The sequence below is a fragment of the Pseudomonas chlororaphis subsp. piscium genome, from assembly GCF_003850345.1.
Lineage (GTDB): Bacteria > Pseudomonadota > Gammaproteobacteria > Pseudomonadales > Pseudomonadaceae > Aquipseudomonas > Aquipseudomonas piscium.
The window spans coordinates 2,598,490-2,612,285 of sequence record NZ_CP027707.1 but is presented as its reverse complement, the minus strand read 5'-3'; the positions used below and the strand labels follow the sequence as shown (position 1 = coordinate 2,612,285).

Below are 13,796 nucleotides of genomic sequence, written 5' to 3'. Positions count from 1 at the left end.
GATAGAAACTGTTCTGTTGAGCACCTCATTGTGCGGCTTGAATATTCCACTCGATGCCGGCGGAAATACCCCACTTATTGACGCCAGTCGTTTGGCGAAACTTCCCGTATGGATTTTCAGCAATGGATCGCCCGCGATGACGTCCATTGGTTGTGGAACTCGTCACCTCCTTTTTCGTTTTAATGTGAACTTTCAAACTGAAAGTTTTCCGAAACTTCAACAGCACACTTCGTTGGAATTCAAAGGCTGTCTATCTGCTTTAGCAATCGCTGTGCCCAAATCCCGTCTCCCCGCGAATAAAGTCCCCAAGGGTGGAAAAATGACACTTCGGCGACACTTTTCATTCAGCCAGGGGGCTCCACTCCCTGTTGACGCTGAAACGTTTTATCTGGAAGGCCGCCTGAACGGCTTTGCACAACACTGGCGCGAACGAAAAAAGTGCAGAAACTGTCGAGGAAGGTTTTTTTGCCCTGACAAGGGGATTTTTGGCAAAGCAGTTGTTATCGCTTTGCACAAAGCAAGATTTGACGCGGCCTGCCGAGAGAAAGAACAGCGCACCATTAGCGGTCCGGAAAACGCACCAACGGCGAACGAAACACCCAATAGCGCCAACTATTGGCGCAATTTCAGGTTTTCGCCAGCGCTAGTTTGTAAAAGTGTCGGACAGGATTGAACCGGGCATTTCCGACTGTGCACGGTTCGCGCCCGAAGGAATAACGTTCGCCGAAGTTATCCGCCGAACTCTTCATTCCACTTTTTATTGATTCAGTGCAATCAGCCAGGATTTATCGCCGCCCTACCCCCACCACCGAACCTGTAGGAGCGCAGCTTGCTCGCGATGCAGGCGCCGCGGTGGGTCAGGTACTACAAGGTTTCCAGGTGTTCGAGGATGACCCGCACCGCCTCGGCCGGTGACAGCAGGAAGCTGTCCAGCCTCAAGCACTCGCTGCTCCAGGCCTGGTAATCGTGATCGAGCACCGACTGCCAGCTCGGTGGACGCAGGCCGGGCACATCCGCCCCGCGGCTTTCCACCCGGCGCCGGTGCTCGGCGATGTCGGTGCACACCACTTCGACATTGAGCAAGGGACTCTGCTCGGCCTTGGCTATGCCCTGCCAGGCCTGGCGGCTCTCGGCGACCGGATTGACGCAATCGGCCACCACCCGGTTGCCCAGGGCCAGGTTGCTGCGGGCCAAGGCAATGGCGACTTCGTACCCGGCCTTGCCGACCTCCGCCAACCCGCCGTCACGCAACGTCTGCTCGATAGTGTCGATGCGCAGATAGGTGGCCCGCAGATGGCTGGCCAGTGCCCGGGCGATGGTGGTCTTGCCGCTGCCGGGCAGGCCACTGAAGACGATGAGCATGCTGAAAACTCCAAACCAGGACTGCATTCGAAGGCTGACGGCAACGCCAGCCATGAGGTTGTGGACCGGCCTATGAAGCCTGGGTAACAGCCGGGCGACCCGGTTTGGCAGAGCTCCCGACACGCCGGGCTGGGCTGTCCGGTTCTTCAATCTGGACAGCGAACCGACTGGCAAGCTCCTTGCGCCCCAGGGCGGTCAATCCCAGCGCCCTGCTGTCCAGGTCCTGGGTCAGCCATTTGCGCCGGATCGCCTCCTGCAACAACGCGGCCCCCAACGCACCACCCAGATGCGGGCGGCGCATGCTCCAGTCCAGGCAGGGGCAGGCAAAGCGTCGGCGCAAGGTCGCCAGGGCCTGTACATCGATGCCCAATCCGGCGAAAAACTCTGCGCCGGCCGGGCTCAGGCTGTACTCCTGGGCACCCTCCTGCGGTTGCTGCAACCAACCGGCGTCGAGCAGGCGGTCATGCAGCTGCACCGCCAGGGTGCCGGCCATATGGTCGTAGCAGGTGCGGGCGAACTGCAGGCGGTCCGGGGTGCGCGGGCTGAACGCCGGCGTGGCGTTGCGGCCGATCACCATCAGGGCTTCCAGGGCCTGGGCCACGCGCTGGTCGGCGAGGCTGTAGTAACGATGGCGGCCCTGCACATGCAGGCGCACCAGGGCCAGTTCCTTGAGTTTGCCCAGGTGCGCGCTGGCGGTGGAGGCGCTGACATCGGCGATCGCCGCCAGCTCGGTGCTGGTGCGCGCGTGGCCGTCCATCAGCGCGCAGAGCATTTTCGTCCGCGCCGGCTCGGCAATGGCCGCGGCGACCTGGGATACGGCGTTGTCATGCTGCTGTGCATTCATATTTCGCTCCCGAACGAATCGTGCCCCTCGCAGGTTGCCGATAGTAGCAACACTTCTCCTCCGCGAATAAGGCCACCCATCATGGACCCGATTACTGCCGTCACCCAGGCCGATCCCTACCCTTACTACGCCAGCCTGCGAGCCCGGGGTGGACTGACCTTCGACCCCGGACTGGGGATGTGGCTGGCCAGCAGCGCCGCAGCGGTGGCCGCGGTGCTGGCCCATCCCGAGTGTCGGGTACGTCCCGCGCACGAGCCAGTGCCCCAAGCCATAGTCGACGGCGCCGCCGGCAAAGTGTTCGGCCAGCTGATGCGAATGAACGACGGCGAGCGCCAGCGTTGCCCGCGGGCCGCGATCGAGCCGGGCCTGCAACTGGTGCCTGCCGAGGAAATCCAGCAGCGGGTCGCCGCCCTGCTGCTGGGCCTGCCGAGGGATACCCCTGCCAGGCTGCATGACGGCCAGTTCCGCCTGCCGGTGGCGGTGGTCGCCGGGCTGCTGGGCTTTGCCGCGCACCAGTTGCCAGAGATTGCCGGGCTGACCCAGGACTTTGTCGCCGGCCTGTCGCCGGCCAGCAATCAGGCGCAGCGGAATGCTGCCCACCGGGCAGCCGAACACTTGACCCGACACTTTGAAGTTTTGCTCGATCAGGCGCCCGCCAGCCCGTTGTTGCAGCGGATCGTCAACGGCTTCGGTGCTCAGGATCACGACAGCCTGATCGCCAACCTGATCGGCCTGTTGTCCCAGACTTTCGAGGCCAGCGCCGGGCTGATCGGCAACAGCCTCTGCGCCTTGCTGGGCGATCGCCGCTTGATCGCGGACCTGCGGGCGGCGCCCACCCGGGTCGCCGACCTGCTGGCGGAAGTGCAGCGCCACGACCCGGCGGTGCAGAACACCCGGCGCTTCGTCGCCGCCCCTTGCAGCATCGCCGGAGTGACGCTCAAGCCAGGCGATGTAGTGCTGGTGCTACTGGCCTCGGCCAACCGCGACCCGCAACTGAACCCAGAGCCGGACCGCCTGCTGCTCGAACGCGGGGACCGGCGCAGTTTCAGCTTTGGCAGCGGCCGCCATCAGTGCCCCGGCCAGGCCCTGGCCCTGAGCATCGCCAGCGCGGTGGTCGGTGCGCTGCTGCGGCAATCGACCCTCGACCAGCCCATCGGCTGGACCTACAAACCCTCGCTCAACGGGCGCATCCCCCTGTTCACCCACCTGCCGGAGTCGCACTGATGATCGCCGTGATATTCGAAGCCCTGCCGCACCCGGAACATCGCCAGCGTTATCTGGACATCGCAGCTGCATTGAAACCGCTGCTGCTGGAGATCGATGGCTTCATTTCCATCGAGCGTTTCCAGAGCCTGAGCGAGCCGGACAAGCTGTTGTCCCTGTCGTTCTGGCGCGACGAACAAGCGGTCGAGGCCTGGCGCACCCTGGAACGCCATCGCACGGCCCAGGCCCTGGGGCGGACCCAGGTGTTCGCCGATTACCGGCTGCGGGTCGCCGAAGTGGCGCGCGACTACGGGCTGACCCAGCGCGACCAGGCGCCGGCGGACAGCCGTCAGGCCCATGCCGGGTAAAACTGCTGGGCGCCTATTCGACCAATGAATGGTGGTCAGAGGGTCATCGGGCTTCTGCTAGGGTCATGCCTGGACTTGGGAGGACACCATCATGAGTCAGATGACCCAACATGCCCTGAAGCTCAATGGCATCGAATTGCACCTGCATGCCACCGGACCGCTGGATGGACCGCCGGTGTGGCTGCTGCACGGTTTTCCCGAGTGCTGGTATTCGTGGCGCCGGCAGGTGGCGCCGCTGGTGGCCGCCGGCTACCGGGTGCTGATTCCGCAGATGCGCGGCTACGGCGACAGCAGCGCCCCAGAGGATGTAGCCGCCTATGACGTACTGACCCTGTGCGCCGATATCCAGCAGGCGATGGATGCCCTGGGACAGGAGCAGGCCTGCATCGTCGGTCACGACTGGGGCGCCGTGGTCGCCTGGCACCTGGCGCTGCTGGAGCCGCAGCGGGTCAAGGCCCTGGTGGCCCTCTCGGTGCCTTTCGCCGGCCGCCCCAAACGCCCGGCCGTGGAGATCATGGCCGAGCTGTTCGCCGAGCGTTTCAATTACATCCTGTACTTCCAGAAACCCGGCGTCGCCGAGCGGGAACTGGACGCCGACATCGACCGCAGCCTGCTGCATTTCATGCACGACTGCGAACACCTGCTGGATGAAAAAGGTCCGTCGGCCCTGCTGTTCGAGGGCATGCCGCCGCACCTGGCACCGCCCGCCTGGTGCACGCCGGAGGACTTCGCGGTGTACCGGCGCACCTTCGCGGGGCGAGGTTTTCGCGGTGCCCTGAACTGGTACCGCAACTTCGAGCGCAACTGGCAACGGACCGAACACCTGGGCGAACGCCAGGTGAGCCAACCCACCCTGTTCATGATCGGCGACCGCGACCCGGTGGGCCAGCTGGAAGCCCGTACACTGGAGCGCATGCCCGGCAAGGTGCCACGCCTGGAACAGCATCGGCTGGCGGATTGCGGGCACTGGATCCAGAGCGAACAGGCCGAAGAGGTCAATCTGCGGTTGCTGGATTTTCTTGGGAGAAACTACCCCTGCCCGCCTGCGGTGCAGACAGGGGCCTAGCATTACAGGCTGCGATATTCGAGGGTGAGGTGCGACAGCTCGTGGACCGGCGCCAGACGCTGGCGGATGGTCTCGGCGCTGACACCGGCAGCCGCTACCACGCTGACAATCGCTGCCCGCGCCTGCGGGCCCACCTGCCACACATGCAGGTCGGTGATGCGCGCATCGCCGGCGGCTTCCACCGAATGGCGAATCTCGCCGGCCAGGTGTTCGTCCGTGGTATCGAGCAGCACCGCCGCGCTGGACTTCATCAAGCCATAGGCCCAGCGACCGATGACCAGGGCGCCGACTATGCCCATCACCGGGTCGAGCCAGACCCAACCCAGATAACGCCCCGCCAGCAACGCGGCGATGGCCAGGACCGAGGTCAGGGCATCGGCCAGCACATGGACATAGGCCGAGCGCAGGTTGTTGTCGTGGTGATGGCCATGCCCCTGTGAATGTTCGTGTGGATGCTCATGAGCATGCTGATGACCGTGATCGTGGCCGTGATGGGCATGGCCACCGGAAAGCAGCAAAGCACTGACAATATTCACCAGCAGCCCGACCACGGCGATCACCGTCGCCTCGGTGAAGGCCACCTGGGTCGGCTGCAACAGCCGCAGCAGAGATTCACCGGCGATGCCGATGGCCACCAGGCCGAGGATCAGCGCCGAGGCGAATCCCGCCAGATCGCCAACCTTGCCGGTGCCGAAGCTGAAGCGCGCATTGTCGGCATTGCGCCGGGCGAAACCGTAGGCCGCCGCCGCGATGCCCAGGGCCCCGGCGTGGGTCGCCATATGGAAGCCGTCGGCCAGCAAGGCCATGGAACCGGTGAGATAACCGGCGGCGATCTCGCCGATCATCATGACGAAGGTCAGCGCCACCACCCACAGCGTACGCCGGGCGTTTTCATCGTGGGCGGCACCGAGGAAGTGGTGGTCGTGGGTCAAACCTGTGGCTGGCAAGGTGGGGCTCATGGGATGGTCTCCGGTCAGGAATATCGGCGAATGGCTTCGAGCAGTTCGCTCACGCCCTTGGCCCGTTCTTCATCGCTGAGTTCGGGGTGAGCCACATGCTCCAGGGCATGGGCCTCGATGATTTCCCCCATCAGCCCGTTGATCGCGCCACGGGTGGCCGCCACCAGGTGCAGGGTCTTGGCGCACTCCGCGCCGGATTCCAGGGCCCGCTCCACGGCCTGCACCTGGCCAAGAATGCGCCGGACCCGTTTGAGCAAGTCGTCTTTCTGTGCGTGCGTGTGCGACATACCTATACCCCCTATACCTATATGACGCACATCCTGGCCGATGCCGCTGGCCTGCGCAAGGGCTCGATGACACCGATCGTCCACCACTGCCTGTCGATCACCCACGACCCAGCCCCGCCTGACGAAGCACGGAGACACGATTTCAAGGAGGGGTTTACGGAGGAAGGTCATAGGCATCGCGGCCAGATCAGGCAGATCTCCTGACCTGACCGGTGGACGAAATCAATCGTCGCGGGTCAGGACTTCCAGCAGCTCGATCTCGAACACCAGGTTGGAGTTCGGCGGGATCTTGCCCATCGACCGCTCGCCGTAGCCCAGGTGCGCCGGCACCAAAAGCTTGCGCTTGCCGCCGACCTGCATGCCCATCAGGCCCTGGTCCCAGCCACCATTTTTCAGATTGTCCCTACAGACCCTCCATAGCCGAATCCACTAGCGTCCCTAAGCCAACTGCAAATGCTCTTCGCTCCCCTCTGACGGGGGCTTTCTTTATGGACAATGTGGACGCGAACACGGATGAGTGGCTACGTACCGAACGCCCCGAAGGGCTATCGCAACAAGGGTGTAGAGCCCGTCGATCTGGGCGCCCAACGCTGGGCCGAATACAAAGACCTGCCGCCAAAGGCAGAAGACAAACCCGTCACCATGGGTTGTGTCTTTGCCAAAAGCTGCAACCTGCCTGACGGTGTGATCGATCACAAGAATCCGGCCGGATTTGTGCCTGTTGAGAAGCTGGCTGATTACGGGCTATGGGCTGTATTAGCTACCGGGACGGCAATCACAGCGGAAGGTTCCTCTCTCCAATTGGTGGGCGGCTCTGCCACTGGCAGCGCCATTGCCAAACGTCTTGGCGGATCACTTTTTCTCACACTGCTAGAAAGTGCCGGAGCTGTCGCGGCTTGCGCTGTTGGGGGCACAATTGCCCTGTTAATACCAAACACCAGCATTTCCCCCGATAGCGCATTTTACAAAAACGATCAGTACTCCACGCTTGATGCTGGCCGCACTCGTGTGCGAGTCAACGTGAAGACCTTGCCGGACGGCTCCGTTAACGCTTACGGGTTCTACACAGGCGGTAAAACGGACTGGGAGAATGCTCCAGTCATCAAGGCTAAGAAGGACGGCGAAAACTACGTCGCAGACATCGGTAACGGGATTGGACTCACTTGGACGCCAGCGGCGAGCCCTGACAGTGCCCTAGGTATTCCTGCTCTAGAAGGTGCCCCGCAACTACCACCTGTGTGGGTTTACCCTCCCACTGAGCAGGCCGATAAGATACTGGTCAACCCAGTGCATCCGCCCGACTACCAAGACGCGATTATCTGGTTTCCCAGCACCGATATTCAGCCGATTTATATTTCGCTGAGTGTTCCGGGAGACCATAGCTATTATCCACCACCTAAAGGCCTGACAGCTTTTCCTGACGCGGTAAGAGCAGACTCTAAAACCAGGGTTCAAGGCGGAGGAGCAATGCGTAAACGCTGGAAGGATCGTAAAGGCCGTATTTACGAGTGGGACAGCCAGCATGGCGCGGTCGAAATATACGATAAACAAGGGAAGCATCTTGGCGAATTCGACCCTGAAACGGGTGAGCAGACCAAGCCCGTCAAACCCGGTCGAACAGTAGAAAAATAGAGGTGTTTATGTACTTGTGTATTACTGGTTTTTTGCTCAATAGCAGAGAAGATGACTCGCTCAAGTATGAGCTTGATGTAGACAGCACCTATAACAAGCAAATTGTAGAAACTCTCGGCCATACCAGCCTTAACGCCATGGCGGAAGGCGAATGGCTGCTAACCAATGAACAAATAGCAGCAATATCAGAAATCATAGGGCAACCACTCCCAACTGATTTGAAACTGTACATTGGCGTTGAAGCATAGGGACATATTTTCTAGCCCCACCCGCGCCCCAGAGAATCGATACACGTTTACAAGAGCGTGAGTTTGCAGGCCAGAAAGTAAAGATAGAGCCCGCATAACGCGCCCAGGCCAGGCAGCGCCCCGGCCTGGGCGATGGGCGAAATCAGTCGTCGCGAGTCAGGACTTCCAGCAACTCGATCTCGAACACCAGGTTGGAATTCGGCGGGATCTTACCCATCGAGCGCTCGCCGTAGCCCAGGTGCGCCGGTACCAAGAGCTTGCGCTTGCCGCCGACCTGCATACCCATCAGGCCCTGGTCCCAGCCCTTGATCACCCGCCCGGTGCCGATCACGCACTGGAACGGCTTGCCACGCTCCCAGGACGAATCGAAGGGCGTGCCGTCTTCCAGGAAACCGCGGTACTGGGTGGTGATCAAGGCGCCCTTGACCACCGCCTTGCCCTCGCCCACTTCGATATCGATCACCTGCAACGGGTCGCTCATCTATTCACTCTCTGTTGGAGGCAGCCGCCAGTGGCCACCGAGGGTGCGGAAAATAGCAAATTTTCGGCCTCGCGACTTGTCAGGCATGTTCCTGGAGGGCGCTGAGGCAGGGCACATTATTGATGCCTCCTGGCCCAGCCAAAATTTTCAGATTGTCCCTACAGACCCTCCATAGCCGAATCCACTAGCGTCCCTAAGCCAACTGCAAATGCTCTTCGCTCCCCCTCTGACGGGGGCTTCTTTGACCAAGAACCAGAAAAAGGCTTTCCCGGAAATTGAGAAAACCTGTGCGACCGTTGTAGACAAAGGTAAACCCGGCTTCCCCGGAGGCACCACTATTCCACCCACCAGAGTCGAAATCATCCGACCTGACCCGGCCCTCTGAGGGAACAGACATGTCCATCGTAGACACGAAAGTCGTAGATATTATTGCAGTGCCAGAGTGGGAACCCGATAACGTGATTCTGGTTATCACGGACCACCTTGAATGGGGTGATAAAACCCAACAAGGTGAACACCTGTTATTGCTGCAAGAGAAGATCAACACTTACATCGCCTTCATCGAAAGTGGTGAAATCCTAGAGAGCTATCCACCATCCAAAGACAAAGCCCCCATCATTCGTATCAACGGTCTGTACGAACTACCAGAACAAGGTGAGTTCTTCATAGATCGCGTTACTGAGGTGCTGAAAGGGGTTGGTATCGGGCTAGAGTTCATCCTTAAAGCGGATGAAGAAATACGCAACATGTGAACAAGGGCCACGCCCAAATGGAAGACAGCGGCACCAATGTCGATAGGTTGAAAGAGTGCCAGTGGGATCTGGCAAAGCCCTGCCCCCCTGCGCCTCAGGAACGCCTGAACAAGCTCCAGACAAACGCCACCAACCCGCCCACGATCGCCACTCCCGCCAGCCAGCCCACCACCGACAACCCCTGCCAGACTGGCCCGGCCGCGGCGATCTGTGGGCCGAAGGCGATCAGCAGCGCGCTGATCAGCAGGGCCAGGGACAAGCGGGTCGAGGCCAGGCGCAGGGATTTTTCCAGGCGCTCGACGCCCGGCATGTCGAGGCGCAGGTCGACCACGCCGTGTTTCAGGCGGTTGATCAGCAGGCGGGCCAGTTGCGGCAGTTCGACGGCGACGCCACGGCTCAGTTCCAGGCCGTCGAGGCCCAGGCGACGGGCGAGTTTCCAGCTGAACTGTTCCTTAAGCATCTTGTGAATCGCCGGGCGCGCGGTGGCTACCAGGTCCAGTTGCGGGTCGAGCCGGGTGAGCACGCCATCGGCGGTGATCAGCGCCTTGAACAGCACCAGCAGGTCGGCCGGCAGCAACAGCTGGTATGCGCGCATCAGGCCGAGGAAGTCCTCGATCATCGCACTCATGTTCAGCGCCTTGCCGCCGTGCCGGCCCATGAATTCCCGCGCGGCCTGTTCGATGGCGGACAGGTCGCGCACTTGCTCCCCGCTCCAGTCGATCAGCACCGCCACCAGCGCTTCGGTACTGCCCTCGGTCATGGCCCGCATAAAGCCCATGACCTCCAGGCGCCGACGCTCATCGAGACGTCCGACCATGCCGAAGTCGATGAAGCCGACGCGATTGTCGTCCATAGCCCGCAGGTTGCCGGGGTGCGGGTCGCCATGGAACAGGCCGTCTTCCAGCAGCATCTTGATAAAGGCCTGGGCCCCGCGCTGCGCCAGCAGGCTCGGGTCCAGCCCCTGCTCGATCAGGGCCTGACGTTCCAGCGGCGTATGGCTGGGGAGGAATTCCTGGACCAGCAGGCGCTCGCTACTGTGCAGCCAATGGATACGCGGAATGGCGATCTGTGGATGCTCGGCGAAATTCGCCGCCACTGTGTCGCAGTGCTGGCCTTCCTGGGTGAAGTCCAGTTCTTCGAGCATCGCCCGGGCCAATTGCCGGACCATCTGCCGCGGCTGGTAATGGGCCAGGGCGGCGTTCTCTTCCACCAGCATCGCCACGCCTTCCAGCAGTTGCAGGTCGGCACTCATCTTGCGCCGCAGGCTGGGGCGCTGCACCTTGACCACCACCGCCTCGCCACTGAGCAGGCGCGCGCGATAAACCTGGGCGATGGAGGCCGCCGCGAGAGGCTCGGTGTCGAACTCGGCGAACACCTGCTCCAGCTCGCAGCCCAGGTCATCGCGCACCTGGTCCTCCAGCTCGCTCCAGGGCAAGGTCGCGGCGCTGCTGTGCAGCGACTCCAGCTCGCTGATCCAGTGCGGCGGCAGGATATCGCTGCGGCTGGCGAGGATCTGCCCGAGCTTGATAAAGGTCGGCCCGAGCTTCTCCAGGGCCAGACGGACCCGCTGCGGCGTCGAGTCTGAAGGCGGCGCTTCACCAGCGGCTGGCGGCTCGCCCAGCAAGCGCCCCAGGCCCAGGCGCAGCAGCACATCCTGGGCACCGAAGGCCGCCAGCACGGCGACTATCTGATGCACCCGCTTATGGTGTTTGAGTGCCGTCCAGGTGGGTTCGAGCATGGTCGGGATGATCCTTCACAAGGTGACGCCCGCGGCGCGGCCGGCGGGCTCAAGGTTGGGTGGCGCGCCTGCCGGGGACTCCGGGATCGACGACGCACCCTGCAAGGTCCGACCACAACGAGCGGCAATCATTCAGAACGCGACAGCGCCGATTGCACATCCTGCCTCGTTCGAGGGGCTGCCGAAGACCGCATGCCGGCGGTTGCCCATGGCGGCGCCCGCGATAAATTCGGTTACCATGGCGCCCCCTGAAATCCGCACGCCGATAAGGACATCCGTATGGCTGTTTCAACTATTGTGATTCTGCTCGTTCTGGCCCTGCTGGCGGTCTACGTCATCTCCGTCTACAACGGCCTGGTGGCCCGCCGGAACCGCTTCAAGAACGCCTTCGCGCAGATCGAAGTCCAGCTCAAGCGCCGTTACGACCTGATCCCCAACCTGGTGGAAACCGCCAAGGCTTACCTCAAGCACGAGCGCGACACCCTCGAAGCCGTGACCGCGGCACGCAACGCCGCGCTGGCGGGTCTCAAGGCCGTCGCGGCCGAGCCCGGCAACCCGCAGAACATGGCCCAGCTGGGCCAGGCCGAAGGCGCGCTGTCCAACGCCATGGGCCGGCTGAATGTGAGCATGGAGGCCTACCCGGACCTCAAGGCATCGCAGAACATGCAGCAGCTGAGCGAAGAGCTGACCAGCACCGAAAACAAAGTGTCCTTTGCCCGCCAGGCCTTCAACGACACGGTGATGAACTACAACAGCTACAAGCAGAGTTTCCCGCCGGTGATCCTGGCCGGCCTGTTCGGCCATGGCGCCGACGCCAGCCTGCTGCAATTCGCCGACAGCGCCCTGATCCAGGAAGCCCCCAAGGTCGCGTTCTAATCCCCTGCCACCATGGATGGTCCGATGAATTTTTTTGAACACCAGGCCCGGGCCAAACGGCGTACCGGGACCCTGGTGCTGCTGATGATCCTGGCCGTGCTGTGCCTGGTGACTGTCACCAGCCTGGCGCTGAACCTGCTCTGGCTGCAATTTCTCAAGGAAATGAAGCAGTCGCCGAGCTTCGACTGGCGGCTGACCGCGATGATCGCCGCGGTGGTGTTCCTGGTGGTGATCGGCAGCAGCATGGGCAAGCACTCCGAACTGAAAGCCGGCGGCAAGGTGGTCGCCAAGCGCCTGGGTGGCCGGCTGATCAACCTGCACCCGGACGGCCTGGAAGAACAACGGCTGCTCAATGTGGTCGAGGAAATGGCCCTGGCCTCGGGCACCCCGGTGCCACAGGTGTACGTGCTGCCCGATGCCGGGATCAATGCGTTCGCCGCCGGTTTTACCCCACAGGAGGCGGTGATCGGGGTCACCCGTGGCGCCATCATGGTGCTCAACCGCGAGGAACTGCAGGCGGTGATCGCCCATGAGTTCAGCCATATCTACAACGGCGACATGCGCCTCAACACTCGGCTGGTGGCGATTGTCCACGGCATCCTGGTCATCGGCCTGACCGGCGAGGCGATGGCCAACGGGGTCAACCAGGCCGGCCGGCTGGCACAGAATCGGGTCGGTGGGCTGGCGATGTGGAGTGGCCTGGCGCTGATCCTGCTGGGTTCGGTCGGGACCTTTTTCGGCAATATGATCAAGGGCGCCATCAGCCGCGAGCGCGAGTTCCTCGCCGATGCCTCGGCGGTGCAGTTCACCCGCAACCCGGCCGGCCTGGTCGGCGCGCTGAAAAAGATCGGCGGTTATGCCGCCAGCTCGAAGCTCGACAGCGCCTTCAGTTCTGAATACAGCCACCTGTATTTCAGTGAAGGGGCCACCCTCTCCGTCTATGGCCAGTCCGCGACCCATCCGCCCCTCTCGACGCGGATCCGGCGCCTGGAACCCGGCTGGGACGGCCGCTTGCCCACCATCGAAGCCATCGAGCTGCCGGCCGAGCCCGCCCGCTCCGGGCTGGACAGCTCCGGCGTGTTCAGCCGCCAGTCGCAAGCGACCAGCGCCCTGGTCTTCGACCTGAATGCGATCAAGCAGTCGATTGCCAGCATCGGCAGCCCGAACGCGCAACATCTGCTGGCGGCACAAGCGGCGCTGGTCAGCCTCGACCCGGCGCTCCAACGCAGCGCCCACAGCACCACTGGCGCCCAGGCGCTGGTCTATGGCCTGCTGCTGTCCGCCAACGAATCGATGCGCCGCCGCCAACTCGCGCAGCTGGACGCCAACAGCCCCACCGAGGTCTTCGGTTGCCTGCAAGCCCTGCAAAAACAGCTGGCGGCCCTCGACCCGAACCTGCGCCTGCCGCTGCTGGACCTGTCGATTCCAGCCCTGCAGCAGCTGGACAAGAAAGCCTGCAAGCCATTCATGGACAACCTGCGACAACTGATCGACGCCGACGACCAGGTCGAGCTACTGGAGTGGACGCTGCTGCGCATCGTGCAACGCAATGTCGAAGGCCTGCCGGCGCCCGAATACAAATGGGGGCTGTTCCAGCGCAGCGAAGAACTGGCGGTCCTGCTCGGCGCCCTGGCCAGTGCCGGGCAAAAGACCGCGCAGCAGGCCCAGCTGGCCCTGGCCCATGCCTGGACCGGCCTGCCCTTCGCCCGGCCGCAACCGGCAGAAGTCGACCTCGAACACCTGGATGCCGCCCTGGTGCGCCTGCGCCAGCTGATGCCCGAGGAACGGCCGACGCTGCTGCAAGCCATGGCCCGCTGCGTCTGCTACGACGGCCAGGTCACCGTGGCCGAAGCCGAGCTGATGCGCGCCGTGGCCGACGTGCTGGATTGCCCGATGCCACCGCTGCTGTCCCCCGCTGCCCCACAGCCGGCATCCACCCAGACGTCTGTAGAATCCCCCCAGACCGCCACGCTCTGAGCG

General features: G+C 62.7%; 15 protein-coding genes and 2 pseudogenes. 10 read left to right on the top strand and 7 right to left on the bottom strand.

Annotated elements, in window-relative coordinates; translation table 11 throughout:
- Positions 1–16: 16 nt before the first annotated feature.
- The gene (locus tag C4K38_RS12225; protein ID WP_124345274.1) at positions 17–673 is read left to right on the top strand and encodes a hypothetical protein; all 657 of its coding nucleotides are present in this window, start codon (positions 17–19) and stop codon (positions 671–673) included.
- 191 nt (positions 674–864) lie between these two features.
- On the opposite strand, the gene C4K38_RS12220 is transcribed toward C4K38_RS12225, so the two are convergent.
- Positions 865–1,362, bottom strand: coding sequence for a P-loop nucleotide/nucleoside kinase family protein (locus C4K38_RS12220; protein ID WP_053278558.1), 498 nt, complete (start codon positions 1,360–1,362; stop codon positions 865–867).
- A gap of 70 nt (positions 1,363–1,432) precedes the next feature.
- Positions 1,433–2,206, bottom strand: coding sequence for an ArsR/SmtB family transcription factor (locus C4K38_RS12215; RefSeq protein WP_053278557.1), 774 nt, complete (start codon positions 2,204–2,206; stop codon positions 1,433–1,435).
- Between the two features lie 81 nt (positions 2,207–2,287).
- On the opposite strand from C4K38_RS12215, the gene C4K38_RS12210 reads away from it, so the two are divergent.
- The 3 genes from C4K38_RS12210 to C4K38_RS12200 all read left to right on the top strand — a co-directional run bounded on the left by C4K38_RS12210 (position 2,288) and on the right by C4K38_RS12200 (position 4,843).
- Complete coding sequence (locus C4K38_RS12210) at positions 2,288–3,430, top strand: cytochrome P450 (RefSeq protein ID WP_053278556.1); 1,143 nt, start codon at positions 2,288–2,290, stop codon at positions 3,428–3,430.
- Complete coding sequence (locus C4K38_RS12205; protein WP_053278555.1) at positions 3,430–3,777, top strand: antibiotic biosynthesis monooxygenase family protein; 348 nt, start codon at positions 3,430–3,432, stop codon at positions 3,775–3,777. Before C4K38_RS12210 ends, C4K38_RS12205 begins: the two co-directional genes overlap by 1 nt.
- Positions 3,778–3,868: 91 nt before the next feature.
- The gene (locus C4K38_RS12200; protein WP_053278554.1) at positions 3,869–4,843 is read left to right on the top strand and encodes an alpha/beta fold hydrolase; all 975 of its coding nucleotides are present in this window, start codon (positions 3,869–3,871) and stop codon (positions 4,841–4,843) included.
- A 2-nt stretch (positions 4,844–4,845) separates the two neighbouring features.
- Here the strand turns inward: C4K38_RS12200 and dmeF are convergent, their stop codons facing one another.
- The 3 genes and pseudogenes from dmeF to C4K38_RS12185 all read right to left on the bottom strand — a co-directional run.
- The gene (gene dmeF, locus C4K38_RS12195; protein WP_053278553.1) at positions 4,846–5,802 is read right to left on the bottom strand and encodes a CDF family Co(II)/Ni(II) efflux transporter DmeF; all 957 of its coding nucleotides are present in this window, start codon (positions 5,800–5,802) and stop codon (positions 4,846–4,848) included.
- A 14-nt stretch (positions 5,803–5,816) separates the two neighbouring features.
- On the bottom strand, positions 5,817–6,089 hold the full coding sequence (locus C4K38_RS12190) for a metal/formaldehyde-sensitive transcriptional repressor (protein WP_053278552.1): 273 nt from the start codon (positions 6,087–6,089) through the stop codon (positions 5,817–5,819).
- Positions 6,090–6,311: 222 nt separating this feature from the next.
- Positions 6,312–6,473, bottom strand: a pseudogene (locus tag C4K38_RS12185) (FKBP-type peptidyl-prolyl cis-trans isomerase); the annotation flags it as partial.
- A gap of 129 nt (positions 6,474–6,602) precedes the next feature.
- Between C4K38_RS12185 and C4K38_RS12180 the strand changes: the two are divergent.
- Both C4K38_RS12180 and C4K38_RS12175 read left to right on the top strand, forming a co-directional pair.
- Complete coding sequence (locus C4K38_RS12180) at positions 6,603–7,721, top strand: colicin E3/pyocin S6 family cytotoxin (protein WP_053278551.1); 1,119 nt, start codon at positions 6,603–6,605, stop codon at positions 7,719–7,721.
- Positions 7,722–7,729: 8 nt separating this feature from the next.
- The gene (locus C4K38_RS12175) at positions 7,730–7,969 is read left to right on the top strand and encodes a pyocin S6 family toxin immunity protein (protein ID WP_053278550.1); all 240 of its coding nucleotides are present in this window, start codon (positions 7,730–7,732) and stop codon (positions 7,967–7,969) included.
- Between the two features lie 142 nt (positions 7,970–8,111).
- Here the strand turns inward: C4K38_RS12175 and C4K38_RS12170 are convergent, their stop codons facing one another.
- Entirely contained in the window at positions 8,112–8,450 is a 339-nt protein-coding gene (locus C4K38_RS12170) for an FKBP-type peptidyl-prolyl cis-trans isomerase (protein WP_053278549.1), read from the bottom strand.
- 235 nt (positions 8,451–8,685) lie between these two features.
- On the opposite strand from C4K38_RS12170, the pseudogene C4K38_RS32560 reads away from it, so the two are divergent.
- Together C4K38_RS32560 and C4K38_RS12160 are read left to right on the top strand one after the other, a co-directional pair.
- Positions 8,686–8,835 (top strand): annotated as a pseudogene (locus C4K38_RS32560) (S-type pyocin domain-containing protein); the annotation flags it as partial.
- A gap of 10 nt (positions 8,836–8,845) precedes the next feature.
- Positions 8,846–9,202 carry a DUF6572 domain-containing protein gene (locus C4K38_RS12160; protein ID WP_053278548.1) on the top strand — a complete coding sequence of 119 codons (357 nt, stop codon included), beginning with the start codon at positions 8,846–8,848 and terminating at the stop codon, positions 9,200–9,202.
- A gap of 94 nt (positions 9,203–9,296) precedes the next feature.
- Here C4K38_RS12160 and C4K38_RS12155 read toward each other — a convergent pair whose 3' ends face one another.
- Positions 9,297–10,940: an ABC1 kinase family protein gene (locus C4K38_RS12155; protein ID WP_053278547.1), complete on the bottom strand. Its 1,644-nt coding sequence runs from the start codon at positions 10,938–10,940 to the stop codon at positions 9,297–9,299.
- Positions 10,941–11,219: 279 nt separating this feature from the next.
- On the opposite strand from C4K38_RS12155, the gene C4K38_RS12150 reads away from it, so the two are divergent.
- Positions 11,220–11,816, top strand: a complete 597-nt coding sequence (locus C4K38_RS12150; protein ID WP_053278546.1) for a LemA family protein — start codon at positions 11,220–11,222, stop codon at positions 11,814–11,816.
- Positions 11,817–11,840: 24 nt separating this feature from the next.
- A complete protein-coding gene (locus tag C4K38_RS12145; RefSeq protein ID WP_053278602.1) occupies positions 11,841–13,793 on the top strand; it encodes a M48 family metallopeptidase in 1,953 nt (650 codons plus the stop codon).
- The last annotated feature ends 3 nt before the right edge of the window (positions 13,794–13,796 follow it).

Excerpts from the sequence above, each read along its gene's own strand:
- C4K38_RS12155 (WP_053278547.1), bottom strand. The coding sequence starts at position 10,940 with ATGCTCGAACCCACCTGGACGGCACTCAAACACCATAAGCGGGTGCAT.
- C4K38_RS12190 (WP_053278552.1), bottom strand. The coding sequence starts at position 6,089 with ATGTCGCACACGCACGCACAGAAAGACGACTTGCTCAAACGGGTCCGG.
- C4K38_RS12200 (WP_053278554.1), top strand. The coding sequence starts at position 3,869 with ATGAGTCAGATGACCCAACATGCCCTGAAGCTCAATGGCATCGAATTG.
- C4K38_RS12175 (WP_053278550.1), top strand. The coding sequence starts at position 7,730 with ATGTACTTGTGTATTACTGGTTTTTTGCTCAATAGCAGAGAAGATGAC.
- C4K38_RS12220 (WP_053278558.1), bottom strand. The coding sequence starts at position 1,362 with ATGCTCATCGTCTTCAGTGGCCTGCCCGGCAGCGGCAAGACCACCATC.
- C4K38_RS12145 (WP_053278602.1), top strand. The coding sequence starts at position 11,841 with ATGAATTTTTTTGAACACCAGGCCCGGGCCAAACGGCGTACCGGGACC.
- C4K38_RS12205 (WP_053278555.1), top strand. The coding sequence starts at position 3,430 with ATGATCGCCGTGATATTCGAAGCCCTGCCGCACCCGGAACATCGCCAG.
- C4K38_RS12160 (WP_053278548.1), top strand. The coding sequence starts at position 8,846 with ATGTCCATCGTAGACACGAAAGTCGTAGATATTATTGCAGTGCCAGAG.
- C4K38_RS12180 (WP_053278551.1), top strand. The coding sequence starts at position 6,603 with ATGAGTGGCTACGTACCGAACGCCCCGAAGGGCTATCGCAACAAGGGT.
- C4K38_RS12150 (WP_053278546.1), top strand. The coding sequence starts at position 11,220 with ATGGCTGTTTCAACTATTGTGATTCTGCTCGTTCTGGCCCTGCTGGCG.
- dmeF (WP_053278553.1), bottom strand. The coding sequence starts at position 5,802 with ATGAGCCCCACCTTGCCAGCCACAGGTTTGACCCACGACCACCACTTC.
- C4K38_RS12215 (WP_053278557.1), bottom strand. The coding sequence starts at position 2,206 with ATGAATGCACAGCAGCATGACAACGCCGTATCCCAGGTCGCCGCGGCC.
- C4K38_RS12210 (WP_053278556.1), top strand. The coding sequence starts at position 2,288 with ATGGACCCGATTACTGCCGTCACCCAGGCCGATCCCTACCCTTACTAC.
- C4K38_RS12170 (WP_053278549.1), bottom strand. The coding sequence starts at position 8,450 with ATGAGCGACCCGTTGCAGGTGATCGATATCGAAGTGGGCGAGGGCAAG.